This window comes from Bacillus sp. GW823-FHT06B01, assembly GCF_058952315.1.
The window spans coordinates 1,016,151-1,042,589 of sequence record NZ_JBXAHR010000003.1 but is presented as its reverse complement, the minus strand read 5'-3'; the positions used below and the strand labels follow the sequence as shown (position 1 = coordinate 1,042,589).

The 26,439-nt window shown below is 33.5% G+C and carries 24 protein-coding genes, 1 pseudogene and 1 riboswitch; of the genes and pseudogenes, 7 read left to right on the top strand and 18 right to left on the bottom strand.

The annotated features are described in order from the left end of the window. Positions 1-824 (bottom strand): annotated as a pseudogene (gene topB / locus AC1Q8N_RS18585) (DNA topoisomerase III); the annotation flags it as partial. A gap of 332 nt (positions 825-1,156) precedes the next feature. On the opposite strand from topB, the gene AC1Q8N_RS18580 reads away from it, so the two are divergent. Beyond that, positions 1,157-1,702, top strand: coding sequence for a hypothetical protein (locus tag AC1Q8N_RS18580; protein ID WP_493521315.1), 546 nt, complete (start codon positions 1,157-1,159; stop codon positions 1,700-1,702). Between the two features lie 187 nt (positions 1,703-1,889). On the opposite strand, the gene AC1Q8N_RS18575 is transcribed toward AC1Q8N_RS18580, so the two are convergent. Next, positions 1,890-3,173, bottom strand: a complete 1,284-nt coding sequence (locus AC1Q8N_RS18575; protein WP_493521314.1) for an aminopeptidase P family protein — start codon at positions 3,171-3,173, stop codon at positions 1,890-1,892. A gap of 221 nt (positions 3,174-3,394) precedes the next feature. On the opposite strand from AC1Q8N_RS18575, the gene AC1Q8N_RS18570 reads away from it, so the two are divergent. Beyond that, positions 3,395-4,378, top strand: a complete 984-nt coding sequence (locus AC1Q8N_RS18570; protein WP_493521313.1) for a F510_1955 family glycosylhydrolase — start codon at positions 3,395-3,397, stop codon at positions 4,376-4,378. Positions 4,379-4,393: 15 nt separating this feature from the next. Beyond that, entirely contained in the window at positions 4,394-5,110 is a 717-nt protein-coding gene (locus AC1Q8N_RS18565; RefSeq protein WP_257146660.1) for a sulfite exporter TauE/SafE family protein, read from the top strand. A gap of 45 nt (positions 5,111-5,155) precedes the next feature. Here AC1Q8N_RS18565 and AC1Q8N_RS18560 read toward each other — a convergent pair whose 3' ends face one another. Then, complete coding sequence (locus AC1Q8N_RS18560; protein ID WP_048543250.1) at positions 5,156-6,028, bottom strand: LysR family transcriptional regulator; 873 nt, start codon at positions 6,026-6,028, stop codon at positions 5,156-5,158. Between the two features lie 142 nt (positions 6,029-6,170). Between AC1Q8N_RS18560 and AC1Q8N_RS18555 the strand changes: the two genes are divergently transcribed. Together AC1Q8N_RS18555 and AC1Q8N_RS18550 are read left to right on the top strand one after the other, a co-directional pair. Then, positions 6,171-6,878 carry an alpha/beta fold hydrolase gene (locus AC1Q8N_RS18555; protein WP_098643087.1) on the top strand — a complete coding sequence of 236 codons (708 nt, stop codon included), beginning with the start codon at positions 6,171-6,173 and terminating at the stop codon, positions 6,876-6,878. Between the two features lie 146 nt (positions 6,879-7,024). Then, on the top strand, positions 7,025-7,255 hold the full coding sequence (locus AC1Q8N_RS18550) for a DUF896 domain-containing protein (protein WP_098076114.1): 231 nt from the start codon (positions 7,025-7,027) through the stop codon (positions 7,253-7,255). A 50-nt stretch (positions 7,256-7,305) separates the two neighbouring features. On the opposite strand, the gene AC1Q8N_RS18545 is transcribed toward AC1Q8N_RS18550, so the two are convergent. The 13 genes from AC1Q8N_RS18545 to AC1Q8N_RS18485 all read right to left on the bottom strand — a co-directional run bounded on the left by AC1Q8N_RS18545 (position 7,306) and on the right by AC1Q8N_RS18485 (position 21,665). Next, positions 7,306-7,785, bottom strand: coding sequence for a CcdC family protein (locus tag AC1Q8N_RS18545; protein WP_098076113.1), 480 nt, complete (start codon positions 7,783-7,785; stop codon positions 7,306-7,308). 15 nt (positions 7,786-7,800) lie between these two features. Next, complete coding sequence (locus AC1Q8N_RS18540) at positions 7,801-8,196, bottom strand: DUF2871 domain-containing protein (protein WP_098076111.1); 396 nt, start codon at positions 8,194-8,196, stop codon at positions 7,801-7,803. A 146-nt stretch (positions 8,197-8,342) separates the two neighbouring features. Further along, positions 8,343-8,738, bottom strand: a complete 396-nt coding sequence (locus AC1Q8N_RS18535; protein WP_000358522.1) for a cytidine deaminase — start codon at positions 8,736-8,738, stop codon at positions 8,343-8,345. Between the two features lie 33 nt (positions 8,739-8,771). Continuing rightward, the gene (locus tag AC1Q8N_RS18530; protein ID WP_098076109.1) at positions 8,772-10,073 is read right to left on the bottom strand and encodes a pyrimidine-nucleoside phosphorylase; all 1,302 of its coding nucleotides are present in this window, start codon (positions 10,071-10,073) and stop codon (positions 8,772-8,774) included. Positions 10,074-10,109: 36 nt separating this feature from the next. After that, the gene (locus tag AC1Q8N_RS18525) at positions 10,110-11,291 is read right to left on the bottom strand and encodes a NupC/NupG family nucleoside CNT transporter (protein ID WP_000876170.1); all 1,182 of its coding nucleotides are present in this window, start codon (positions 11,289-11,291) and stop codon (positions 10,110-10,112) included. A gap of 102 nt (positions 11,292-11,393) precedes the next feature. After that, entirely contained in the window at positions 11,394-12,065 is a 672-nt protein-coding gene (gene deoC, locus AC1Q8N_RS18520) for a deoxyribose-phosphate aldolase (RefSeq protein ID WP_001017444.1), read from the bottom strand. Positions 12,066-12,372: 307 nt separating this feature from the next. Then, positions 12,373-13,320 (bottom strand): DNA-binding transcriptional repressor DeoR, encoded by a 948-nt coding sequence (gene deoR, locus AC1Q8N_RS18515; RefSeq protein ID WP_098076107.1) that lies wholly within the window; start codon positions 13,318-13,320, stop codon positions 12,373-12,375. A gap of 652 nt (positions 13,321-13,972) precedes the next feature. Beyond that, complete coding sequence (locus AC1Q8N_RS18510; RefSeq protein WP_088110203.1) at positions 13,973-14,116, bottom strand: Phr family secreted Rap phosphatase inhibitor; 144 nt, start codon at positions 14,114-14,116, stop codon at positions 13,973-13,975. Continuing rightward, the gene (locus AC1Q8N_RS18505) at positions 14,113-15,207 is read right to left on the bottom strand and encodes a response regulator aspartate phosphatase (RefSeq protein ID WP_098076105.1); all 1,095 of its coding nucleotides are present in this window, start codon (positions 15,205-15,207) and stop codon (positions 14,113-14,115) included. Before AC1Q8N_RS18505 ends, AC1Q8N_RS18510 begins: the two co-directional genes overlap by 4 nt. 298 nt (positions 15,208-15,505) lie before the next feature. Then, positions 15,506-16,585, bottom strand: coding sequence for a non-hemolytic enterotoxin NHE subunit C (nheC, locus tag AC1Q8N_RS18500; protein ID WP_098076103.1), 1,080 nt, complete (start codon positions 16,583-16,585; stop codon positions 15,506-15,508). 259 nt (positions 16,586-16,844) lie between these two features. Then, complete coding sequence (gene nheB / locus AC1Q8N_RS18495) at positions 16,845-18,053, bottom strand: non-hemolytic enterotoxin NHE subunit B (RefSeq protein ID WP_098049273.1); 1,209 nt, start codon at positions 18,051-18,053, stop codon at positions 16,845-16,847. A 31-nt stretch (positions 18,054-18,084) separates the two neighbouring features. Further along, positions 18,085-19,245, bottom strand: coding sequence for a non-hemolytic enterotoxin NHE subunit A (gene nheA, locus AC1Q8N_RS18490; RefSeq protein ID WP_493521312.1), 1,161 nt, complete (start codon positions 19,243-19,245; stop codon positions 18,085-18,087). 593 nt (positions 19,246-19,838) lie between these two features. Further along, positions 19,839-21,665 carry an APC family permease gene (locus AC1Q8N_RS18485; protein ID WP_098847988.1) on the bottom strand — a complete coding sequence of 609 codons (1,827 nt, stop codon included), beginning with the start codon at positions 21,663-21,665 and terminating at the stop codon, positions 19,839-19,841. A 144-nt stretch (positions 21,666-21,809) separates the two neighbouring features. Further along, positions 21,810-21,956: riboswitch (cyclic di-AMP (ydaO/yuaA leader) on the bottom strand. Between the two features lie 139 nt (positions 21,957-22,095). Here AC1Q8N_RS18485 and AC1Q8N_RS18480 point away from each other — a divergent pair. Then, on the top strand, positions 22,096-22,224 hold the full coding sequence (locus tag AC1Q8N_RS18480) for a hypothetical protein (RefSeq protein WP_000031869.1): 129 nt from the start codon (positions 22,096-22,098) through the stop codon (positions 22,222-22,224). Between the two features lie 53 nt (positions 22,225-22,277). Here AC1Q8N_RS18480 and panE read toward each other — a convergent pair whose 3' ends face one another. Beyond that, on the bottom strand, positions 22,278-23,222 hold the full coding sequence (gene panE, locus AC1Q8N_RS18475) for a 2-dehydropantoate 2-reductase (RefSeq protein WP_493521311.1): 945 nt from the start codon (positions 23,220-23,222) through the stop codon (positions 22,278-22,280). Between the two features lie 174 nt (positions 23,223-23,396). Here panE and AC1Q8N_RS18470 point away from each other — a divergent pair, with 174 nt between their 5' ends. Further along, complete coding sequence (locus AC1Q8N_RS18470) at positions 23,397-24,872, top strand: hypothetical protein (protein WP_098847984.1); 1,476 nt, start codon at positions 23,397-23,399, stop codon at positions 24,870-24,872. A 168-nt stretch (positions 24,873-25,040) separates the two neighbouring features. Here the strand turns inward: AC1Q8N_RS18470 and trhO are convergent, their stop codons facing one another. Then, the gene (gene trhO, locus AC1Q8N_RS18465) at positions 25,041-26,000 is read right to left on the bottom strand and encodes an oxygen-dependent tRNA uridine(34) hydroxylase TrhO (RefSeq protein ID WP_000246241.1); all 960 of its coding nucleotides are present in this window, start codon (positions 25,998-26,000) and stop codon (positions 25,041-25,043) included. Positions 26,001-26,439: the final 439 nt, after the last annotated feature.

The following is a 26,439-nucleotide window of genomic DNA, read 5'->3' as shown; positions in this document are numbered from 1 at the left end:
CTCCGTTTTCATTTCTTTTACTACAGCCGGTTTACCTTGGCAAAATGCTGCAATTTTATTTGCCATATCAGGGTCTTTTAAGCGGGATTCACTATCCTTCTCCCATTTCCCCTCATACTTCTTTCCTTCTATATTAAAGGTTGCGAACACTTCCCAAAACGGCTCAGACTTAAAGTTTTCTATTTCTTTTTCACGCTTTACAATTAATGCGAGTGTCGGTGTTTGTACACGACCAGCTGAAAATACATCGTTCATTCCTTTTTCTTTAGCAATATACTAAAGACACGTGACGCATTCATACCAACGACCCAATCCGCACATGACCTTGTATACGCCTCATAGTACGTATTGATTGTATCTGCTTCATCTAATAAATTTTTAAATCCTTGATATATAGCTTGTTTCGTTAAAGATGAAATCCAAAGACGTTTCATCGGCTTTTGCACGTTACAAAGATTTATAATGTTTCGTACGATTAATTCCCCTTCACGACCAGCATCGCCCGCGTGAATAATTTCTGTTACCTGAGGGTTATGTAACAGCTGTTTCACAACGTTAAATTGCTTATACTTTGACTTTGTTACCTCAAACTGAAAACGCTCTGGAATCATCGGTAACGTATTAAGTGACCATTTTTTCCACTCTGCGTGATAATGCTCTGGATTACATAACTGCGTCAAATGACCAATTGCCCATGTACAGTACGCTCCATTTGGAAATAACTCATTCGCTTCTACTTCTAAATATCCTTCTTTCCGTCGATATTTAAACTGTGAAACAAGAGCCAAACCTTGATCTGGTTTCTCGGCAATAATTAATTTCATTTTATAACTCCCTATCTGTATTCCAGTGTTACTTTCATTGTCTATCTGTTTAGAGGCGATGATAAAAGAACAATCTTATTTATCATTCGCGGGTTACTCCCAGTAATGGGATAACTATAATATTATACGCTTATTCTTTATGGCTTCACAATAGAAACTCATTATATAACAATTTCTTTCTCATGCTCACAAATAAAAAGATGCTCAAAAAATCAAGCACCTACTTACTTACATTTATTGAATTGTGCAGATAATTTGCAGATATATATTAGCATAAGTATTCTCCATACGAACATATGATGAAATGAATGATAGGACAGGGAGGTATCATAATGTTCGCTTACACATTAACCGCCTTAACACTTTGTTGTATCTCGATTCTTATTACATCTTACATTTCTAAACGCAACGGTACCCTAATGGAGTATATGGTATTTATTATGTCTTTTAGTATGAGTACGGGTTTAAGTATCGGTTTTTATTTAGGTATTCTTTTTAAAGGAGAATTACTATATTCTACTTTGCTTGCTATTTTGATTAGTGGTTGTATCGGTTTTTTAGTCGGTCTACGTTTTCACCTATTTACTGCTTTAGAAGGAATGTTCTCTGGATTAATGGCAAGTATGATGGGAGCAATGATTACAGAAATGTTAAACGCTCAACAAGCTCATAGTATACTGTTTATTAGTCTTTTACTTACGATAACAATAACTATGTCATGTATGATTCAACTTTTATCCGACACCTTTTCTACTTTTATTCAACGGCGTTTTTTGTTATTACTATCAATTAGTGTGGCAATTATCGTTGCCGTATTCGTGACATACCCAGATCATACTCCCCCACCTTCACCCGGGCATGATCAACATATACATTGACTCTTACACCGAAAATGAATAAGCAGCTATCCATAGGATAACTGCTTCATTTCATTCTGGCTTATTAGGAATGTTTGGGTTTGAAACATAATCAGATTTATAAACAGAAAATGCTTTTCGAAAAAATATCGAGGTTTAAAATGAACAAAATAAAAAGACGCCCAAAATTGAGCGCCTCTACTAATGATTATTTCGTAACAACTTCATCTTTTTTTACATTTACATTGTTTTCTCTCATAAACGCTTCAATCTCTTCAACTTCTCTAATAATATCTTTTGACAAGTTTTCATGTCCGTCTTTCGTTACAAGAATATCATCTTCAATACGAATGCCAATTGATTCTTCTGCAATATAAAGACCAGGTTCAATTGTTATAACCATACCTTCTTCTAACACTCTCTCTTTATATGTTCCTACATCATGCGTATCTAAACCAAGGAAATGGCTAACACCATGATAATAGTATTTTGATAACTCTTCGTCTTCTTGAATTAAACCAATTGCTTTACACTCTTCTACTAGTATCTTTTTTGTATGCTCATTTAATGCAGCAAACTTTACTCCTGGCTTTATGAGTTTTGTTGTTTCTTTCAATGCTTTTAATACAATATTATACATTTGTTTTTGACGACTAGAGAATGTTCCATTTGCCGGGAATGTATAACTAATATCAGCATTATAGTAATCTTTTTGAGCGCCTAAATCTAGTAGTACTAAATCACCATTTTGAATTTGTGCATCATTATCTTCATAATGAAGAACTGTAGCATTTTTTCCACTTGCCAAAATTGTATTGAACGCATGATGCTTAATACCAGATGATTTCAGTGTGAAATCAAACTGAGCTTCTAATTCATATTCCATCATGTCTGCTTTTACATGCTTCAGAACGTTGTAAATACCTTCTTTCGTTACAGCAATTGCTTCTTTAATAATTTCAATTTCTTCTTCTGTTTTAAACACTCGTAATTCACAAATATTCGGATATACATTACCAATTAAAACGTGTGGATACTGTTCTCTTACATGTTTAGCAAATGCTAGCGTTTTTGTCTCCGTACCATTCCATTCACGACGCTCTAAATCTAAATATAGATGCTTCACATTTTCTGTAAAAAGTATATTTGACATTGTCTTTTCAAAGCTATCTAAATATACAACTTTCTTTATATCTGAAATTTTCTCTGCTTCTTCGTTAGAAACTGTTTTACCGACCCATTTTTCCATTACTGGATCTGACTTTTCAATGAAAAGTGTTTCTTCTACACTATTTCCAAACTTCTTCAACATGAAAATAACATTTGGTTCATCAATTCCTGTTACATAGTAAAAATTTCGATTCGGCACAAATTTATAATGTGCATCCGCTGACATATGAGGTGCTTGTCCAGCGAATAAAATAGTAATAGATTCATCTGGTAATGTGTTTACTAATCGTTCTCTATTTTGAGCAAAAAATGTTGATTTCATAATAATCCCCCTAGCGTTCTATGTATACGTGTAAATCTAATTACCCAATACAATTCATTCTATTATTGTTATAATTTTTCGTCAATTGATAGTACTCATGGAGAAAGGAAAATTTTCATTACTAGTCCCCCTTCCAATCTAAATTATGCATACTACTCCACAATTTCTTGACATTTATTCCATATACTTAAAATCTCATATATAGGAAAGGAGCTACAACTTTGAAACATTATGTAGCAACAGGATTAGCAATTACTTCTTTATTCATCATTTCAGGATGTTCTAGCAATGCCGAAACAGCAACAGTGAAGAAAGAAACGGTGCAATCTCAGCGAAAACATACAGAAGCAGTAAATACGATTCCGCAAAACTTCTATACAGAAATTACATCTGGAAAAATCGAGCACATTCATGGAATTGGCTATGCTGGAAATATGCCCGGGGTTTCTATCGCCACTCATAGCGGAATAAAAGTTTATCAAAATGGAAAATGGTTTGAAACTAAAACTTCGCTACATGATTATATGGGATTTCAAGCAACGAAGAATGGGTTCTTTGCCAGCGGTCATCCTGAACGAGGTGCAAATTTAAAAAACTCTTTAGGATTAATGAAAAGTTCTGATGGCGGTAATACCCTCGAAAAGCTAGCTTTTTATGGAGAATCTGATTTTCATAACCTTGCTGTTGGATATAATACGGAAGCAATTTATTTATACAATGAGCGTCCAAATTCCAAATTGCAACAAGGTTTTTATTTCAGTACGAACAACGGACAAGATTGGAAAAATAGTAAGTTAAAAGGTCTTTCAAGTACGATTCATTCCTTTTCCGTACATCCTGACCAACCTAGTGTAGTCGCGGTAAGTGCTAAAGACGGTGTTTACTTATCTACAGATTACGGAAATACATTTGAACTATTCTCTACATCACTTGAATCGACAGCAGTTACATTAAGTAATGAAGATGTTATTTACGCCCCTATCAATAAACAAATCGTAACGAGGAAATCAATTGCTACAAATGAAGAAACAAACATACAAACTCCATCTTTAGATTCTAAAGATGCAATTATGTACATATCACAAAATCCTCAAAATTCAGCTGAAATAGTATTTGCTACAATGAAAGCAAATGTGTTTCTTTCTACAGATGAGGGGAAAACGTGGAAGCAGATTACGAAAGAGGGAACATTCCAATTTAATTAGAAAGGTGAATATAACGTGTTTTCAACAATTAGCGAGTGGAGTTATCAACTCATGTCTCCTTTAATGGATGTCGCAAATGCTACGAAATCAATTCCTCTTTTATTTGCATTTTTATTAGGCATTGTAGGTACCCTTTCTCCTTGCCAATTAACAGGAAACATTAGCGCTATTACACTTTATGGGAATCAATCTTTACAAAAGGGACATGCATGGAAACATATATTGTTATTCATTTTAGGAAAAATAATAGCTTTTACAACGCTTGGACTATTCGTATGGTTCTTAGGAAAAGAGATTCAGCAAATATTAACTTTGTACTTCCCGTGGTTACGAAAGATAATTGGACCTTTATTAATTTTAATGGGGCTAATGTTGGCAGGTATTATTAAAGGACGAAATTTCTTCCCGATCAAATTTATACGGAAACAAAATGAGGTTGGCTCATTTTTACTTGGATTCTTCTTTTCCTTAGCTTTTTGTCCGACTATGTTCGTTCTATTTTTCGGAACGCTAATTCCTTTATCTTTCTCATATAATTATGGTTACTTGTTTCCGACATTCTTTTCAATAGGAACTGCTCTACCAATCGTTGTCCTTATGTTCATCATCTTCTACCTCGGATTAAACGGAGCATTATTGAAAAAGAGCCGAAAAATAGGGAAAATTATTCAGCTTATAACCGGTGTTCTTTTGATATTAATCGGACTTTATGATACTACTCTTTATTGGTAATATATACAAAAGGTAAGCTTCAGTGAAATGATCTTACCTTTTGTATCATTTTTTCTTTTGTTGTAGTTGATTTAGTAAATTCTTAACAAATGCTAAGAACAGCGGATCATTCTCTTTTTTAGGTGACCATTGCATAATAAGTTGTCGTGGAATTTTAATTTCTATCGGTTGCACGATAAAGTCATGAATGATTTGTTTATGCAGTCCTGATAACGGAACGATTGTTATACCGTTAACTTGTAAAGTAAGTGCTAATGCCGAGCTAATTGACTCTGACTCCATCACTTTATTAACTGTTATTTCATTTTTCATCAAATATGGTTCAAGTACTTCTTTACAACCAGAAAGCGGCATAATAAAAGGATAATTTTTCAACTCTTTAATAGTAAGGTTAGGTGGAATAGTCTTTGAAGAAACCATAACATAAGGATCTTCGCCAATAACTTCATAATGAAATCCTTGTATTAAATTTTCTTTTATAGAAATAGAAAAATCTGCACTTCCAGAAGACAACCAATCTAAAACTTCTTGATAGCTTCCCTCTCGAACTGCAAGCACATACTGACTGTGATCAAAATTACCTAATTCGATACACTCAGCCAAACAATATACAGTAACTGAAGGATAAGTAGCTAATACAATTTTATACAGGCTTTTATTTTTCAATTTTAAAGCTGTTTCTTCAAGATTTTCATACTCGATTAGAAGTCGATCTACACAAACTAAAAATTCTTTTCCATTTTCAGTTAAAACAGTTCCTTGTCTAGAGCGATCAAATAATGTGATAGCATATCGTTTCTCTAATTTGTTTATAATATGAGTTATAGCTGGCTGTGTCATATGTAACTCCTTAGCAGCTAAACTAATGCTGTTCAAACGAGCCACGTATTTAAAAACTTTAAAATCAAAAACGTTCATTTTGTTCTCCTTATATAAAAGATATTTATATCATCTATAAATAAGCTTCATTATATTTATCAACTCACTTCATATAAACTAATTATACATCATCAATATTACGAAAAAATAAACATATAAACATTAGAGGAGTGTTGATTAAATGAGTACTTACGTTTTAGTACATGGGGCATGGCAAGGTGAATGGGCATGGGAATTAGTAAAACCTCAACTAGAGGCTTTAGGTCACACTGTTATTACACTAGACTTACCTGGAAGCGGGAAAGATATGACTCCCTCCCAAAATATAACGTTAGATTCCTATGTTAATGCAGTAACAGCTACTATAAATCAACAAAACGAAAAAGTTATCCTTGTTGGACATAGTATGGGTGGAATTGTGATCACTCAAACCGCTGAACTTATACCAAATAAAATCGATAAATTAGTATATCTTTGTGCATTCTTACCACAAAACGGAGAAAGTCTTGGTAGTAAATTAGATGGTGAAGCTGGTCCACAATTCTCAATTAATGAGAATGACATGACTGCAGAACTTATACCAGAGTTGATTGAACAAACATTTTTAAATGCTACAGAAGACGGTTCTATTAAAGCAGCATCTTTTAATCAAATGCGTCCTCAACCACTAGGACCGTTCCAACAAGAGCTAAAAATATCAGAAGAGAATTTTGGAACTATAAATCGTATTTATATTGAAACAACTCTAGATAGAGCGATTCCCATTGATTTTCAGCGCCGAATGAATACAGAGACCCCTTGTACGAAAATAATTACTTTGGAAGCTGATCATTCTCCATTCTTCTCTAAAACATCAGAACTTGTTAGTCACTTACATGAATTAGGCTAAGCTTTATATTTTCCTTGTAGACACCCACTTACTGTAATACGGGTGTCTACTTTTCTTTTACCCTTCTGGACATATTCATATAAAAAAGTTAAAATAACTATAAATTAGTAAGTAACTAATTTAACTTAAAATAAGAGGTGAACAAAATGAAAAACATTTTATTCCGTATTAACGAATTATCAAAAAAAGAAAAAATATCTGGATTAACGGTTGATGAAAAACAAGAACAACAAATGTTGCGTCAAAACTATACAAAAACATTTCGTGGAAGTTTAGATTCCATTTTATTAAACACAAAAATTGTTGATCAACATGGTCTTAACGTTACACCAGCCGCATTACAAGATGCTCAAATACGTTTAAAATTAAGCAAATGAAATCAAAGCTAAAAAAACAATCGTATAAAACATAAAAAGAGCCGGAATTCCTATTTAGAAATTCCAGCTCTTTTTATTGTCTTTTCTAATTTAGTATATGAGCGATACATCGCAATTCGCCACGACACAATCATCGCAAATGCGAGTAAGAAAAACATTCCACTTAACTCTGCTAAATCAATTGATTGACTTAAATATGATTTTAACGCTACTCGTACAGCCAATAACCCGACTAAAATAAATATGAATGCTTTTGACGGTTTCATATATATATGTTCACTTCTTATTTCAAACTTAGTTGTTTTAATAAGCAATATAGAGAAAATAAGTCCTATGCTAATCGCCTCTACTATTTCTAACGATGTTAATCGAAACTCCGGTAAGAAGTACATCATTGCACCAGTACTCATAAAGATTGGTGGTAATATAATTTTCTTTTTCGTTACCGGTTTTTTCGCTGCTTTAAAGCGAAGAAACATGACACCAACAGCCATACAAACTGCTACAATACTTGATAAAAGTGCTATCATACTATCCACTCCTATCTATTTAAAAGACTTTTTAAGTAAAATCATAAACCAAACGAGCCCGATACTTATAATAACATGACCTAATCCAGCCATATGGCTTAAACCGTTAAAGTCAGTTCCATTTACTTGTAGAAGACCTCTCCATATCATTGTAGCAATAGTAAAAATTACTCCTACATTATAAACAACAAACCATGCACGAAAGCTCTTTGTTTCTTGTACATGAAACACTTTACATAAAGCTAAAGCAATTAAACAGAATACGAAACCGAGCACTAATACATGTGTATGCACCAATTGCAACATTGTGGATCCTTTAATTCCTTGTGCTTTCGAATACTCTCTTGCAAATACTCCTGATAATAAACCGATAATTAAGTAAATGAATGCTGCATTATATAATTTCTTCATTCTATTCCTCCTGCTGTAAACTTTCTATATTCGCTGCAATCATTTTACGCAAAGTTTATGAACGGAATATGAACAAAATATTACATTCAACTTTTGAAAATAAAAAAGCCATTCCACAATTAATAATTGCGGAATGGCTTTTCAACTTATTTTAAATCTTCTATTGAGAAAGCACCTGGAAGTAATTGCTCAACAGTCACTTCTTTTTCATCGCCTTTTACATTCGTTAGTAAAACTGGCATTTTCGGTTCACAGAATTCAGCAATCACTTGTCTACAAGCACCACATGGTGAAATCGGTCCGTCTGTTTCGCCTGTAATAACTAAGTAACTAAAATCGCGCTCACCTTCTGATACTGCTTTAAAGATTGCTGTTCTTTCTGCACAGTTACATAAACCATAAGAAGCATTTTCTATATTACAACCAGTATAGATTTTACCTTCTTTCGTAACTAACGCTGCACCAACAGGAAATTTCGAATACGGAATATATGCTTTTGCTAACATCTTATTTGCTTCTTCGATATATTTTTTCTTATCCATATTATTTCCTCCTTAAAGTATGTGTAATTATGATTAGTCAGTAATAACTGTATGAACTAATTTAGGAGCCACTGCTGTTTCAGCAATAGAAATATTTTCATAAATTTTTGCTTTTACATCTTCTACATCTTCACGATTTGCATAGATCGTTACGAATGGCTCGCCTTCTTTTACTGCATCGCCAACTTTTTTACGTAACATTAATCCTACTGCTAAATCGATTTCATCTTCTTTTGTCGCACGGCCAGCACCAAGTAGCATAGCTGCGATACCAATTTCATCTGCAACAATGTTAGAAATAACACCTGAAGTTTTTGCAGGTACATCAATTACATACTTCGCCTGTGGCATTTTTTCTGGATTGTCTACAATTGAACTATCTCCGCCTTGATTGCTTAAGAACTCTTTAAACTTCTCAGTTGCTTTTCCGTTTTTCATAACTTCAATTAGCATTTCACGAGCTTCTTCTAACGTATTTGCTTTTTTCGCAAGTACGACCATTTGACTTCCTAATACAAGTACTAATTCCGTTAAATCTTCTGGGCCTTCACCTTTTAACGTATCAATCGCTTCTTTCACTTCTAGAGCGTTACCAATTGCAAATCCAAGAGGTTGTGACATGTCTGAAATAACAGCCATAGTTTGACGTCCTACATTATTTCCGATACGCACCATTGCATGAGCTAATTCTTTTGCATCTTCTTCTGTTTTCATAAATGCGCCAGCACCTGTTTTTACATCAAGTACGATTGCGTCAGCACCAGCTGCAATTTTTTTACTCATAATTGAACTCGCGATTAATGGAATTGAGTTTACTGTTCCTGTTACATCACGTAATGCATAAATCTTTTTATCTGCAGGTGTTAAGTTTCCAGTTTGTCCAATAACAGCTACTTTGTCACGGTTTACAATATCAATGAACTGCTCTTTCGTAATTTCAACGTGGAATCCTTCTACAGCTTCTAATTTATCAATTGTTCCGCCTGTATGTCCTAAACCACGACCAGACATTTTTGCTACTGGTACATCTAAAGCAGCTACTAATGGTCCTAATACTAATGTTGTCGTATCACCAACACCGCCAGTTGAATGTTTGTCTACTTTAATTCCTTCAATTGCTGATAAATCGATCGTTTCTCCAGACTCAACCATCGCCATCGTTAAATCTGCACGTTCGCGATCTGTCATATCTTTAAAGAAGATTGCCATTGCAAGTGCACTCACTTGATAATCAGGAATACTTCCGTCTGTATATCCATTAATAAAGAATTTGATTTCTTCAGTCGTTAATTCTTTGCCGTCACGTTTTTTCGCAATAATATCTACCATTCTCATTACAATCACCATTCCTTTTTATATGATATGAATCTGTTAAAATAATAAGCCTACGATTGTTGCTGATAAGAAACTTACTAATGTTGCACCGAAAAGTAATTTCAAGCCAAATCTTGCGACTACATTCCCTTGCTTTTCATTTAAGCTCTTAACTGCCCCTGCAATAATTCCAATTGAAGAGAAGTTTGCAAATGAAACTAAGAATACAGATATAATCGCTGTCGTTCTATCTGAGAAATTAAAGTTTCCTTGTGCTAAATCTGTCATAGCGACAAATTCATTTGATACTAATTTTGTTGCCATAATATTTCCGGCATTAACTGCTTCATGCCAAGGTACACCCATAATAAATGCAAATGGTGCAAATACATAACCAAGAATTTCTTGGAATGAAATACCAATTACACCTTTAAATACTGCATTAATGAATGCGATTAAAGCAACGAAACCGACTAACATAGCTGCTACTGTAATTGCAACTTTAAATCCATCTATAATGTATTCCCCTAATACTTCAAAGAAAGTCTTTTTCTCTTCTTCTTGTACTTCTAACATATCTTCTTCTTCAGTAACTTCATAAGGGTTAATGATAGAAGCGATAATAAAACCACCGAATAAGTTAAGCACTAAAGCGGTTACAACATATTGTGGTTTTAATAACACCATATATGATCCAACGATAGACATTGAAACGGTAGACATTGCAGATGCACATAATGTATACATTCTTTTCTCTGGCAATAATCCTAGTTGTTTCTTAACTGAAATAAACACTTCAGATTGTCCTAAAATCGCAGAAGCAACAGCGTTATATGATTCTAGTTTCCCCATTCCATTTACTTTACTTAATGCTAGACCAATAGATTTCACAATAATAGGTAATACTTTAATGTGTTGCAAAATACCTATTAAAGCTGAAATAAATACGATTGGCATTAATACACTTAAAAAGAACGAAAACTCTTTTTGATTTACTAATCCACCAAATACGAAATTCACACCGTCAGCGGCATATTTTAATAGCTCTCCAAAACCATCTGCTATTCCGCTAATTAATATATTCCCTACACTTGTATTTAATAATAAAAACCCCAAAATGAATTGTAATATAACCATCGTTATGATTGGGCGATATTTGACTTTCTTTCTATCATTACTAGCAAGCCAAGCGATACCTAAAATCAATACGAGGCCAAAAATACCGATTAAATATTTCATAAGCCGTCTCCTCCCATTCGTATCCGCTTACATTTTTTTCAATTATTAAAGCAATAGATACACTTTACTTTGTGTATCTATTGCTTTTGACTTCATTAATGATTAGTAGTTATCTGTAGCACCTTTTGCATCATTTAATACGATTGCAACACTAGCACTTGCTCCAACGCGTGAAGCTCCAGCAGCTACCATTTTGTCTGCATCTTCACGTGTACGAACGCCACCAGATGCTTTTACACCAACGTTTGGTCCTACTGTTTTGCGCATTAATGCGATATCTTCAGCAGTTGCTCCGCCAGTTGAGAATCCAGTTGAAGTTTTTACGAAGTCAGCACCAGCTTTTACTGATAATTCACAAGCGCGTACTTTCTCTTCATCTGTTAATAGGCAAGTTTCAATGATTACTTTTACAAGCGCTTTTCCTTTTGCTGCTTGTACTACTTCATAAATATCTTTTTCAACGAACTCGTTATCGCCATCTTTTAAAGCGCCTACGTTGATTACCATGTCAACTTCAGTTGCACCTTTTGCGATAGCATCTTTTGTTTCGAAAGCTTTTGTTTCAGTAGTGCTTGCTCCTAATGGGAAGCCGATTACAGTACAAACATCTACATCATGTCCAGCTAATTCTTCAGCAGCTAGCTTCACCCATGTAGGATTAATACAAACAGAAGCGAATTTATATTCCTTTGCTTCTTCGATTACTTTCATAACATCTTCTTTAGTAGTATTAGCTTTTAAAATTGTATGGTCAATTAACTTTGCAATGTTCATTATCTTCACTCCTCATATCTTTTAACAACTTCATTCTAACTCTTAGTTGAACAAATGTAAATACACTTTTGAAATTTTGTTCATTCTTTTCGGAAAGGAATTTTTCAATAGTAAATAAAGCGCATTCTAACTAAGTAACAATTCATATTTAAAATCAAAACTTTTATATTAACAATGGTAGTATGTATCTCAATATCCATAATTATTTTTAAAAAGGCAATTTGTATTCAAAAAACACTCCCATAATTCATACATAACAAAATAAAAGGCTTTCTCAAAATTAACATCTTGAGAAAGCCTTTTATTTCTAACCTTTTTGATAATGTAACAATTCTTTTGCTGTATGCTGATCGATAATTAATATATTTGCATACCCGCCACGTAACGCACCATCAATTGCTTTTATTTTTCTATTACCACCAGCAACTAAAATAGAGCGTTTCTTTAATTTCAGTTCTTCTAACTCAATTCCAATTGTACGCTGATTAATCTCTTCGCTACTAATCTTTCCGTCTCCATCAAAGAAACGTGAACAAATGTCACCGACCGATTGTTTTTTGAGCAAATTCGTTTCATCCTTATCGAAATAACCTAATCGGAATAATAGTGCTTCGTCTCTCACTGTTCCTACAGTGAAAATTGCAACATTCGCTTGTTTCCCCATTTCGATAATGTGATGAATATGTCGATCCTGCTCTACTAATTCTTTTGTCACTGCATTATCAAATATAACTGGAAGGGGTAGATTTCTTGGTGTCGTTTGAAAAGCATCTGCAAATAAAGCAATCGTTTCATTCGCATATGTATTTACACTCGAATGACTAATACCACCTTTTAACTGAACAACTTCTACACCTTTTACATGTTGTGGTACAATTTTTCTAGCGATTTCATACATCGTCATTCCCCAGCTTACACCAACGATATCACCAGTTTTAACCGTCTTTTCCATATACTCAGCTGCATATTTACTAATATACTCTGTAATCGTTGCATATTCTGGCACTGGAGAAAATACGACATGTGCCTCTAACAAGTTGTACTTTTCTTTCAGTAAATTTCCAACGTTATCTAAATCAGCAAATGGATCGGCTATACTAATTTGAACAAATCCTTTTTCTTTTGCGTACTTTAATAATCTAGAGATAGTCGGTCTTGAAATATTTAATTTATTTGCAATTTCTTGCTGACTATAATCTGATTGATAATATAATCTTGCAACTTCAACGCTTAATTGTTGTTTATCTTTATCCATAGTAACTCATTACATATCCTTTCCTGTATTTCCTTTTCGTTACAAGCATTATACAGCTTTATGCAAGAAATTTCGACTACCGAATTTTATCTAACTGAACTTCTACTACACTTATCATATATATCGAAAACTTATTTTGTAGATTTACAAACTCAATATAGATACGCTTGAAACATGTAAATCCATTATCATTTAATTCACGCATTTTCTGCAATAACGATAACAGGCCCGTTCAAAAACGTACGGTAGAATCAAGTTATTTAACATAGAAAAGTTTTATATGAGGCCCAGGATATCAAAGACTGCTTTTCTCATACTTATGGAATTTCCATTCGCTTTTTCTGTAAGGGTTAGTAAAGAGACCATTTTTTGTCCCTTTTTCATGCTTTTTCTTAATTCCATACGTAATATGCATTAAATCTTCAGTTTGAAGTAAAAAATTAAAACAAGATTTACCTGTTTTAGTGGAATTTAATTTTTGTTAGACAGCTAAGAAAAGATGAGCTGATTTCTTGTTATGAGAGCGTCTTAAAATTTTAGCTTGATGGACAATGGGGTATTACCACATATTAAAAAGCCCATTTCTTTTTAGGAAATAGGCTTTTCTTAGGAATTATAATTATCGTTTTTTAAAAGGGGAATGAACCTTTTACTAGATTCCTCCACCTGGTTCAGTCATATGTTGTACAACAGGTGCTTTTTTTGATGTATTTTGATGAATTTCAGGGTTATTTAATCCAATAAATAATAAAGTGACAGTTACTAGACTTATGACGAAAACCTTAATCTTTTTCATCTTAAATACCCCTTTTCCTTTATTGAAATTTTAGCTTCATAACTCATACGATAATGCTCTGAAGCCTTATCCTTCATTCCTACATCATAACACTCATTAGCTAAAAGTTCAGAATAATTTTGAATTTCTTTCGAAATATTTTGTTGCTTAAAATAAGCTATAGCTTCCAAAACAACAAACTCTAATTTTTCAATAGAAACCTTATTAACTAAAGCACTCAAGATATTATAACGGTGGTGGTATTCTTCCGTACAATCTTTTAGCCCTTCATCAATAAAGAATTTTGCCTTTTCATAATTCCCTAATTTATAGTGAACTTCCGCTAAGGTATGTATGCCTTTTTTCTGATATGGTAATCGCGGGGAACTGAATTTTTCATATACATCTTCTAAATGCCTTAGAGAGATTTCCCACAATTGTTGATTCGAATAGAAAACACCTAAATTATAACGAACTGTTAGGGCTGCTTTCAATTCCTTTTCATCCTCTAATATACTTAAGGCAGATATTAGATATTCTTCCGCCATATCATGCTGATCAAGTGTAATAAAGGACATCCCTATTGTGTTTTTACACGCTCCAACTTTCGCATGAAACGTATGTAATTCTTTATCTTCTGCGAAATAATCAAGGGCATTAGATGTATATTTCACCGCTAAAGTAGGTTGCGACAAATAGTAATGATATAAACCTAATCTATATTGAAACTCTGCATTTTCTAATTCATCATTAAGTATTGGAAGCAATTTTTCCGCAAGTCTCAAATGATGTTCTGCCCTTGGATACTGCCCCATTTCTGTTTTATAGATGAATTTAAAGAAGTGATAATAGTATTGTAATCTTGAATCAGGTTGCTCTTGAAGATGTGAAAGACTTTCTAGATCATTTTCAAAATTACCGATTAACATTTGAAAACGCCAATTAAATAAGGTGTAATAATCTAAAAGATTGTCATATTCTTTCATACTATCAAGTTTTTCATCTATAACTTGTTTCAACATAATAGTTTTTTCAGTATGTTGCGAAACCATTTGATGATACCATTCTTGTAATAATGCATACCCTGTATGTGTGAAATCTCTTATTTCCATCGCCCGTCACCCTCTCTTTAGATATTACCTGCATATTATTTAAATATTAACACAATTATTTTGAATGCATGCAATTTTGAGGTTGAGAAATATTTTAGGATCAAACTATATATTTCGCACTTAAAATACACATGACTAATATCCAATTGTACTTATTTGAAAGGGTTATATAAATTTCTATTAAGACCTATTTTTTATAAATAGAACTTACGACCAATCATACCAAGAAGAGTAAATACCTTGAGATAAGAAGGTTGGTACTCTCGGCAAAAAATAAACAGTGGAACTAGTCCACTGTTTACTTCGCCACGCCCTCATGCAATTTTTCTGTATAATCTTTTACGTCTTTCCAGCTATCTTTTGCTGTATTTAAATCTTCTTTTATGAAGGTGAATTCTTCAGGACTGATTCCTTTTACGTTTTGTAGTAAATTATTGTATTTTGCCCCTACCGTATACCATTGATTTGATATATTTTGCAGTGCTGTAATTGCTGCATCAATTGTTTCTGTCATGTTTGTTGTTTTATTTTTCACATCAGTCAAAATTGCAACTTCTGCTTGTGCGCCAGAAATTCTATCTTTTAAATTGGCTATTTCTCTTTCTGCATTTGCGATATCTTTTTTCGCAATGGCAATCATCGGTCCGCCAGCAAGACATGTTATTAACGCTACGCAAAGTACACCACCAGCAATGACCATATCATTACTCTTTTTTATTGAATCGTTATATGTATTTATTTGTTGCTCTAGAGCTGGAATGCCAGCATTCGTACTTGCCAATATCGCTGTTAATTGATTTGTATCTTCTTTAAAACTATTTGTATCTTTCGCCATTCTATCGCGAAAAGCTTTCAAATTACTTAGTAATACATCTACCTCATTTTGATTCTTTACAATATCTGCATACAACTTTTCTAAATCCGCTTTTAATTTTCCGCTATCCTTTTGATCAATCGCTATTAGCATGCTATTATAATACGCTTGAAAAGTATTATTGTAATTAATAATATTTTGATCTGTTTTCATAATTTGAGGCTTCATATAATTTAACCAATACGTTGCATTAGTTTTTGCATCTCTTTGGTGCTGAATCATATTTCCTTTAAACTCACTATTAATGGAACTTATTTTACTTAAATCAGTTTCTTGCTGATTTTGAATTAATTTTGCATATGAATCCATTGCGAATATGCTCGATGTCGTTTGGGCCATAACATCTTGGAATCCAGCTGGCCCTAGAGAATAATTTTTCGCATTTTCTTGCAATGTTTTTACGTTTTGTTCTGCAGCAAAAGGATGTAAAGGAAATGCGTTACTCGTTGCCACTCCAGCAATCATTAACGTTAATAGACATTTTTTATAAAATCGTTTTTGCATACTTTTCACCTATTTTCTTTATAAGGGTATAAAGTGAAACTTTAATCAGTGGGGGTTTTCTTCATCCCCCACTGATTATTAGTTGAACCAATCGGACTTTTATGGGCAGTTGATCCCCCACCTAACTTCTTTGCTTTCGCTGAATTTTGAGGTGGGGGTCTTACTGCCCATTAAAGTGGGATAAAAAGCTCCTGCTCACAACTGAACAGGAGCTTCAAATCATTCATCAATACTTAACGCTCTAACGATTCGTATTCGATTATGCTTTTTTCGTATCTACTACTTTAATATCTTCAGCATAAATTTTTTCTGCATAGTCTTTAATGTTTTTCCAGCTATCTTTCGCAATGTTTAAATCTTCTTTAATGAACACAAGGTCGTTTGGACTAATTGAATCTACATTTTGAAGTAAAGAATTGTATTTTGATCCCATTGTGTACCATTGGTTTGAAATGTTTTGCAACGCTGTAATTGCAGTATCAATTGTATTTGTTAAATACTCCGTTTGTGTTTTAATGTTCGTTAACCCAGCTACTTCTAATTGAGCAGTTGTAACTTGTCCTGTTATTTTTTGAATTTCAGCTTGTGCATTATCAAGTTCTTTCTTCGCTAATACGATTCCAGCTGTACCACCGCCTACAGCTGCGGCACCACCTGCAATTAATGCGACTCCTAGCGGCGTTCCTGCACCTGTAGCAATAACTACTGCACCTCCGATAATTGCAATTGGTCCTAGTGCTGTTGCAACAGATGAACCGATAATAATTGCATTATATTTACTAATTGCTTCATTGTACGTTGTAATTTGATTTTGCAGAAGCGGAATCCCAGCATCTTGACTTGCTAATATAGATGTAATTTGATTTGCATCACCTTTGAAGTTTTGCGTATCGGACGTCATTTTGTTCCGGAATTTTTTTAAGTCTTCTACTAACTGATCTACTTGCGCTTTATTTTCATTAATACTACTTGATAATCTAGTTAACCCTTTCGTAAGAGTCGCTTTATCCTTCGAATCCACCGCAGCAACTAACGTATCATAATAGTTTTGGAATTTCGTATTGTAGTTAATGATATTTTGATTCGTTGAAATAAGCTGCGGCTTTAATACATCTAACCATTGTTTCGCATTTCCTCTAGCTGTATCCTGGTGCTGAATCACTTTCCCTTTTAGAGCCGCATCAACAGAGGATACATTACCAAAATTAACATTCCCTTGTTTAATAATTGTTAAAGCGTACAGATCCATTACTAAAGCATTTGAACCTGTTCTTTCCATTGCATCTTTTAGGCCTTCTGGTCCTAATGAGTATTCTTCATAGTCATTATAAGCTTTTGCTACCGCATGAATTGGAGCTTGTTTCACTGTACTTTCAGCTGCATACGTATGAGCTGGCATGATATTTCCTGCTGCAAATACTGCCATAAGTGCTGATAGAGCCATTACTTTATAAGGTTTTTTTGTCATTTTTCTTCTCTCCCTATATCGTTACTTATTTTTAATGTACTTCAACGTTTGTAACATAATCTTCAAATTGATTCGTTTGTTTATTCATTTCATCACTTACTTTTTTAATTTGATTGAAATGTTTTTGAAGTAAACTACTGTCTGTATACGTGCCTTCTTCAACATTCTTTTGAATTTGGATCATATTACTGTTTAAAACTTTCCAATCCGCTATTAGCGTTTCTAAAGTTGAAATTTGGCGATTAATTAGTTCTGTAAAGCTACTTACTTGATCTTCAACAAACGTAATTTGAGTCGCCTCTGCTTCAGTTTGTGATAACTTTTGAATAAGTGGTAATAGCTCTTTTTGCTTTTGCTGAATACGAAGAGCCGCTTCTCTCGTTTGACTATCTGCAGCATTTACAATTTCATTACTTAAAGTACCGATAGAAACGAAATCAATTGTTTTCGTTTGCGCAGTTTGATTTGTAATTGTAAATACTTGTTTACCGATATTAATAGAACCTTTAATAATTTCTTGAGGTCTATTCAAAATAGTCGTTAATTCCGCTTGGATTTCTCCTTGAATTCTTTTAATATCTTCTCTTAATTTCACAATATCTCCACTTGATCCTTGCAGTGTTTTTATTGCTTCATCAGCTTTAAGTGATAAGTTGCTACTATCTTTGTCTAATACCGTTTTAAACCGATTTAACTCTAATAAATCTTGCTCCATACTCTCTTGGATGCTTTGTACTTGCAATTGTAATTTTCCATATGCATTTGTAAAATCTGCTTTTGCCTGTTCATCTTCATTGACGTTTCCTGCTAGTTCATAGAGCTTACTATAATAACTATTAAATCTAGTACTATATCTCATCATCTCTTGATTTAAGTCGATTAGCTTCGGATTATATTCATCAATCCACTCTCTTACATTTGCCTTTGCAAACTTTTGATGATTCGTCAAACTACTCATCGCATTCACCTTAATGTCTGGCTGCTGTAAAATCACTAGTCCATATGCTTGTATAAGCGGTGACTGTGATCCTAACATTCTAATTGAATTGGATAATGTATTTGGAGCAATTACATTTTGTGCATATACTGTTTTCACTTCTGTTTGCCCTTCCTTAGCGTAAGCGCTTACAGGAATAAAACAACTCGTAGATACTGCTGTAACCAATAACCCTGTAATTAAAGTCTTTTTCACTTTAACTCCTCCTATGTATTAGCAACTATTACTATCGCATTTTATCATTCTATTTTCTTGCATATAGTTTGAGATGGTTAAAATAGAGAACGTTCTCACCGCGATCCATGTACGAACCACCTCTCCCAACCTTTATTGCTACAGTACTTACTTATTGTTATAAAACATTTCATATATGATTAGTATGAATAATATTGTATAAAATTTCTATTTTATAACCATTCTCACATTCACACAGTGAATATATTACATAAAAATATTATTCATTTTAAACTAAATAACGTACGTAAATATGAAATTCCGTTTTTTTTTCATGTAAGTTTTGTACTGTAAGGTCATTTAAACACAGCTATTTATATAACGTAAAGAAGTATTTTCATTCCCTTTATTTTCAAGCTTTCCTGTCCTTATTTCAAAATATAATCCACTTCACTTTTCCAATTGAAATATCCATATATCACAACAAAAGTCTCTACTTATTCATAGATACAAAAATTATGTTGATATATCTTTTAGACCCATATGCAATTATGCATAGTGTATACACAAAAAGGATAGCTTCACTTTCGTAAAGCTATCCTTAAAAAATCTTCTTACTTTTTCAAATGATATGGAACTGTTGTAATAACAACATTTCTTTTATAGAGTAAATACGCACGAATGAGTAAACTAGACTGATTATGAAGAATGTTATGCCAACCTTTTTTCGGAATGAACTGTGGTATAACGACAGTAACTCGGTAATTTGATTCACTCGCTTTATATTGCACTGTATCAATAAACTTTGTTAGCGGTTGAATAATACTTCTATAGTGAGAATGTAAGGTAACAAGTCTTACTTCAGGTTGCCACTTCTTCCATTTCTCTTCAAATTTCTTTTCCTCTTCTCTGTCAAAAGCAACATATACAGCGATAACTTGATCTGCAGAAAGAGCCTTCGCATAGTTCAATGAATTTTCCACCACATGAGTCATGCCCGCTACAGGAACGACAATTACATTTCCCTCAATTGGAACAAGTGGTTCACAAGTTTTTAAACTTAATTGATCGCCCACTGCATCGTAATGCTTCTTAATTCTATGGAACAAGAAGATGATGGCAGGTAAGAAAATAAGGATTGACCAAACTTGTGCAAATTTAGTTAAAAAGAACATGCTCATTACGATAAAACTAATAACTGCACCAATTAAATTAACCGTTAATCTCAAAGCCCATCCTTCAGGTTTTTCACGAAGCCATTTTAATACCATACCCGTTTGAGAAAGTGTAAATGGAATAAATACACCTACTGCATATAACGGGATTAAATGTTCTGTTTGCCCTTGGAAAGCTACAATTAAAATAATCGAAGCTATCCCAAGTATAATAATACCGTTTGAGTAACCTAGGCGGTCTCCTCTAATCGTAAACATTCTCGGTATAAATTTGTCTTTTGCAAGGTTAACTGCTAATAGTGGAAATGCAGAATAACCTGTATTAGCAGCAAGAATTAATATTAAAGCAGTTGTACCTTGTATGAAATAGTACATGAAATTACGTCCAAAAGTTTGTTCAGCAATTTGTGAAACAACTGTTACTTCCTTACTTGGATTAATTCCGTAATAATAAGCTAAAAAGACAATTCCTGAAAATAAAACGGCAAGTAATGCACCCATTGCAAGCAATGTTTTCGCTGCATTGTTAGGTGCAGGATCCTTAAAGTTTGGAATTGCGTTAGATATTGCCTCAACACCCGTTAAAGCAGAGCTTCCTGAAGCAAATGCTCGTAACAGTAAAAATAAACTAATTCCTGCAACTGGTGTTCCAATCGGTGAATGTAATGTCGGTGAAACTTGACCAGTTATAATATTATAAATACCTACACCAATTAATATAAAGAGTGCTAAAACGAATAAATAAACAGGATATGCTAAAACGGAAGCTGATTCCGTTACCCCTCTTAAATTTAAAATAGTAATCAATATAACAAATATAATCGCAATGATTACATTATGTGCATGTAAACTTGGAAAAGCTGATGTGAGCGCATCTGTACCTGCGGACACACTTACTGCAACAGTTAAAATATAATCGACTAATAAAGATCCTCCAGCTATTAACCCTGGATTCATCCCTAAATTTTCTTTTGATACAACATACGCGCCTCCGCCATGAGGATAAGCAAAAATAATTTGACGATAAGATAAAATAAGGGCTGTCAATAACACTAATACCCCAACAGCGATTGGAATTGAATACCAATAAGCAATCGCTCCAAGACCTGCTAAAGCAATTAAAATTTGCTCTGGTCCGTATGCAACCGATGACAATGCGTCAGAAGATAAAATAGCTAACGCCTTCGTTTTATTAAGCTTTTGCTCTCCTAACTCAGTTGATTTTAACGGCCTTCCAATTAAAAACCTTTTGATTGATGAAACCACTGCTGTCCACTCTCCAATAATTTTGTACGAACTTTTCTGCTAGTTACAGCGGGTAAACGATTTCTTCAGAAAACAAAAAATGTCTACAAGCCATAACGAAATAGACTTGTAGACATTATTTTTTTTGTCGCACAAGCTCCACCTTCCTTCTCAATATAACGCTTACGAGGTTAGCTGTCGGATTCGGGCCTATGAGTAGCCCTACCTTTTTCAAGGATTCACCCCATTGGATTAAGTACTAATCCATAAGAACGGGTCCCCCGCACCATGCGGTTTCAGCGATTTAGAAAATTGAAACTGTGGATTATAATACTCCTTTATTTTCAAAATGTAAACAAAAATTTTGAAAAAGAAAAAATTTAAATGATTGCGCATAATCCGCTGGTAAATATACATAATGAATACTAAAAAATCGATAAAGGAGACTCATATGTCTAAAGAAAAGAAGCCTATTTTTTCCGATTCCTATTTAGATGCATTAGCAAATGAAATTAATCAATTATACGGTAAACGTGAACAGGAAATAAATTTGACAGATAGAACGAAAAGAAATAAATAATTTGTCATAAAAAAGAAAGCAATACACTTATATATTGCTTTCTTTTTTATTTTTCATACATCCAATTGTATTGCTGATCTGTGAAAGGTCATTTCTTCATACACTTTCAAATTTTGATATACTGCCCCTAATAATGGTGCTTCTATAGAAAATTGTTCCGCTACATCTAGTAAGTATCCTTGTAAGTGCTCGCCTTCAATGAACGAACCTTTTTCCATATCACGCTGCATCGATGACTTCATATCATACGAAATTTTATCGATTGTTTTCATATGTTCTTGGGCAATTCCATCCTTAACTGGAGCTTTCATAGATCTCATGATTTGCACACATTCTTCAAATAAGTTTTGGATAAAATCGCGTCCACCTTCACTTTCGCGAATCGGTCCTATCGGTGCACGCATTAATGTCGTCACACCCGACATTACAGTAATAAATAAATATTTATGCCACATATCTTGCATAATATTTTCACTTAAAACAAAACTAGATTTCGTACCTGCAAATGCTTTAGCAATATGCTGTATTCTCTCTGAATCTTGAAACTTCATTTCTCCAAACAGAAGTCTGTTGGCAGCGCTAGTTTGTACAATTTCTCCTTGATCGTTTAACGTCGTCTCGATAAAACATAGACCGCCAATCACTTTCTCTTCACCAAATTCTTTTTGTAATAGTGATACATGAGCAATACCATTTAACAATGGAATGATGACAGTATTTTCACCTACAAACGGCTTCAAATCTTGAATCGCCTCGTTTAAGTGATACGCTTTTGTTGAAAATAAAATGACATCAAATGGAGAAGTTCGATCTTCTTTCGTTATTAATTTCGGTTGGAAGGAAAAATCCCCATTCACACTACGAATAACAAGTCCCTTTTCCTCTAATTGCTGTTTTCTTTTACTACGAACAAGAAACGTAACATCTTCCCCTTTTTCGACTAATCGGCCACCAAAAAATCCTCCGACGCCACCAGCTCCTAATACTAAAATACGCATACAACATCCCCCTTTTCAAAATACAATTTTATAACATGTAGTATACATAACATTATACATGTCCTCTACTAAATAAGCTGAATTTTCATTCTTAATCAAGTATAAAACAGTGGTTATTTTCAAATAAATTTGGGCATGTTGTTTTTATAGCATATATGAAAGGAAACAATGTAAATGGAGGCAATACAGACAATCGAGGAAAAAGATGTAGCAACAGCTATATTTCAATTTATATTCCCGTTTTCTTTTAAAACCGGATATGAACAAAATATGTTCCCTTTCTTACAGAAAAATGATTTTCGCCCTTTTCGACTCGATCATCTTGAAAATGAAAATACATACTACGGAAAGTTTCAAGTTTCACATCAAAATATGGAAGCATACTATCTTTCATTTACAAATAAAATTCTATTTCCTCACTCAGAGCATCAAAAAGGATTACAACGCTATTCTAAAGACCTTAACTTAACTGGACATTTAACAACAAATTTGATTTCTGTTCCATTCAAGATTCATTCTATTGATGTAACACTTTGCCCTTATGAGCTTGGCTTCTTAACAATTCGGACAGAAGTAGAAACCGCTCCAAACATGACATTATCAGAAGCAATCGAATTCGCCGCCCGCTTCCGTGTACTTGAAACTAAAAATGATACAAACGAGACTATTTGTATTGAATGTAACGGAAAACAATACTCACAAGTGGAAAAACTTATATTCGGTGATTTATTTCATGGTGTAACAGACTTCTTTGAGAAAAAGAGATTGCGGAGCTCTTACTTTCAAACCTTTCCTTTCTTTGAAGACCAAAGAATGTATGTACAAACTTTATTATCCGTGAATAAAGAGTCAGACCTTCATATAATCGATGTATACCGAACTTCCAGTCTTTCCGGATTAACAGACGATGGCAATCCGTATATTAGCGCAAATAACATCCCTTATATTCAAGATTATTTAACAAAACATTCTTATCAAAGATGGGCTCCTAATCGCTACTTTGTTATGGAAGAACATATTTTTACATGTATAACAAATGAAGGTGAGCAAGCAATCGCTAAACTTGCTAGTCAAATGTACGGGGAGTTTTATTACGCTTTGTTATTAAATCTATTTCATAAAGTTGTTTTATTAAAGATGGCCAACGCTTATGCTGAACTAAACATTGAACAAGATACAAATGAAATAGAGCAATTAATTTATTCAATCAATTCATTTACAGCAAATTACTTTTCTTTAGAGTTAGTATCCCAATCACAGAGTGAAGATATTTTCTTCCGCTTAAGAAAACTATTTAATATTGAGGTACTATACTCGAATGCAAAACAAAATCTTGACAGTTTGTTTAAATATCAAGAAAATGTCGCCTCTAAAAAAGATAGTCTATTATTATTAATTTTAACGCTCTACTCTGTAGTAGGCCAAATGTTAGGGTTTACTATGATTGATCTTTTAAGAAACACCGATTCAAACAAAATCTCGTCGCCACTTGAATTTTTCGCGCTTTTAATAGCAATTAGCGGCATAGTCATTTCACTTATTTTAGGTGCGCAAAGTTTATACCAATGGAGTCTACAATATAAACGAAGAAAATCATGGGTAAAACAAACTGTACTTTCTGCTGTTAAAGAGAAAGATGATAAACATTAAAAAGGGTGATTTTCAAATTACAAATACGTAGAGCATTTCAGTGAATGAAATTTTTATCAGCGATTTTTAAGATATATCGACTTACCGACAAAAACTGATAAAAAACACATAGTAAAAAAAGTACTCCAAAATAAAATTTGGAGTACTTTTTTATTACAATAATTTAGCTTACTTCCCTGCTTCGATTTTCTCTAATGCAGCAGCTACTTGCTCTTCAGTTAATTCGTGTTGAACGATATAACGATTACGTGGGTGTACACGACATTCATGAGAACATGCACGTAAATGTTTCGCTTCGTTTTCTTCAGAACATAAAATTTTCTTATTACATTCTGGATTTGCACAGTTTACATAGCGCTCACAAGGTTCACCTGTAAAGTGGTCTTTACCAACGATAACATGCTCTTTTTGGTTTACTGGCACAGAGATACGCTCATCGAACACGTAACATTGTCCATCCCAAAGCTCACCTTGTACTTCTGGGTCTTTTCCGTACGTTACAATACCGCCGTGAAGCTGACCTACATCTTCGTAACCTTCACGAACTAACCAACCAGAAAACTTCTCACAACGAATTCCGCCTGTACAGTATGTTAAAATCTTTTTACCTTCAAGTGTTTCTTTGTTTTCTCTAATCCAATCTGGCAACTCACGGAATGATTCAATATCCGGTTTAATCGCACCTTTAAAGTGACCTAGATCAAACTCATAATCATTTCGTGCATCAATGATAACTGTATCTTCTTGTTTCATTGCCTCATAGAATTCTGTTGGCTCTAAATATTTACCAGTTATTTCTTTCGGATTAATATCGTCTTCTAGACGAAGTGTAACTAACTCTGGACGAGGGCGTACGTGCATTTTTTTAAATGCATGTTCATCTGCCTCATCAATTTTAAAAACGATTCCAGCAAAACGTGGATCATTGTTCATTGCTTCCATGTATTTCTCTGTTTGTTCTACAGTTCCAGAACAAGTTCCATTAATTCCTTCTGTCGCTACAAGAATTCTTCCTTTTAACTCAAGTGATTTACAAAATTCTAAATGCTGTTCAGCAAATTCTTCTGGATTTTCAATTGTTGTGTACATGTAATATAGTAATACTCTATATGGTTTTGTAGTTGCCAATTTATTTCTACCACCTATCTAAATTTTAAAATCATGTATAAGTTAACGTTCATATCAAAACATATATAATAAGAAAATACATACTAAATTGTACTTAGCCTATTTTCTTCTATTTACAATTTTTTCTATAAGTTAACGAAAATAAAAACAAGATTACATCACAAAACACTATGGTTATGTTGTAATCCCAATATATTATATATCATACAATTTCATTTCCATCAATTAATATGCTGTAATATAGGCTCTATGTTCACATAAATTTCAAAATTAGTCCTTTAATTCATTATGTTTCCCCATGTGATCACACCATAAACTCCCATTTTTTTATAACACGACACCATCTATTGTAGCAAGGCATATAATTTGCACTAAGGAAACATTTGTGTTCAAATAAAGTGAAACTTTAATCAGTGGAGGTTTTCTTCATCCCCCACTG

Coding starts and splice junctions, on each gene's coding strand:
- AC1Q8N_RS18550 (WP_098076114.1), top strand. CDS start 7,025: ATGAAAAACATTTTATTCCGTATTAACGAATTATCAAAAAAAGAAAAA.
- AC1Q8N_RS18530 (WP_098076109.1), bottom strand. CDS start 10,073: ATGAGAATGGTAGATATTATTGCGAAAAAACGTGACGGCAAAGAATTA.
- AC1Q8N_RS18545 (WP_098076113.1), bottom strand. CDS start 7,785: ATGATAGCACTTTTATCAAGTATTGTAGCAGTTTGTATGGCTGTTGGT.
- deoR (WP_098076107.1), bottom strand. CDS start 13,320: ATGGATAAAGATAAACAACAATTAAGCGTTGAAGTTGCAAGATTATAT.
- AC1Q8N_RS18580 (WP_493521315.1), top strand. CDS start 1,157: ATGTTCGCTTACACATTAACCGCCTTAACACTTTGTTGTATCTCGATT.
- panE (WP_493521311.1), bottom strand. CDS start 23,222: ATGCGTATTTTAGTATTAGGAGCTGGTGGCGTCGGAGGATTTTTTGGT.
- AC1Q8N_RS18510 (WP_088110203.1), bottom strand. CDS start 14,116: ATGAAAAAGATTAAGGTTTTCGTCATAAGTCTAGTAACTGTCACTTTA.
- AC1Q8N_RS18575 (WP_493521314.1), bottom strand. CDS start 3,173: ATGAAATCAACATTTTTTGCTCAAAATAGAGAACGATTAGTAAACACA.
- AC1Q8N_RS18540 (WP_098076111.1), bottom strand. CDS start 8,196: ATGAAGAAATTATATAATGCAGCATTCATTTACTTAATTATCGGTTTA.
- AC1Q8N_RS18555 (WP_098643087.1), top strand. CDS start 6,171: ATGAGTACTTACGTTTTAGTACATGGGGCATGGCAAGGTGAATGGGCA.
- AC1Q8N_RS18525 (WP_000876170.1), bottom strand. CDS start 11,291: ATGAAATATTTAATCGGTATTTTTGGCCTCGTATTGATTTTAGGTATC.
- AC1Q8N_RS18560 (WP_048543250.1), bottom strand. CDS start 6,028: ATGAACGTTTTTGATTTTAAAGTTTTTAAATACGTGGCTCGTTTGAAC.
- AC1Q8N_RS18470 (WP_098847984.1), top strand. CDS start 23,397: ATGGAGGCAATACAGACAATCGAGGAAAAAGATGTAGCAACAGCTATA.
- nheB (WP_098049273.1), bottom strand. CDS start 18,053: ATGACAAAAAAACCTTATAAAGTAATGGCTCTATCAGCACTTATGGCA.
- AC1Q8N_RS18480 (WP_000031869.1), top strand. CDS start 22,096: ATGTCTAAAGAAAAGAAGCCTATTTTTTCCGATTCCTATTTAGATGCA.
- deoC (WP_001017444.1), bottom strand. CDS start 12,065: ATGAACATTGCAAAGTTAATTGACCATACAATTTTAAAAGCTAATACT.
- nheC (WP_098076103.1), bottom strand. CDS start 16,585: ATGCAAAAACGATTTTATAAAAAATGTCTATTAACGTTAATGATTGCT.
- AC1Q8N_RS18505 (WP_098076105.1), bottom strand. CDS start 15,207: ATGGAAATAAGAGATTTCACACATACAGGGTATGCATTATTACAAGAA.
- AC1Q8N_RS18535 (WP_000358522.1), bottom strand. CDS start 8,738: ATGGATAAGAAAAAATATATCGAAGAAGCAAATAAGATGTTAGCAAAA.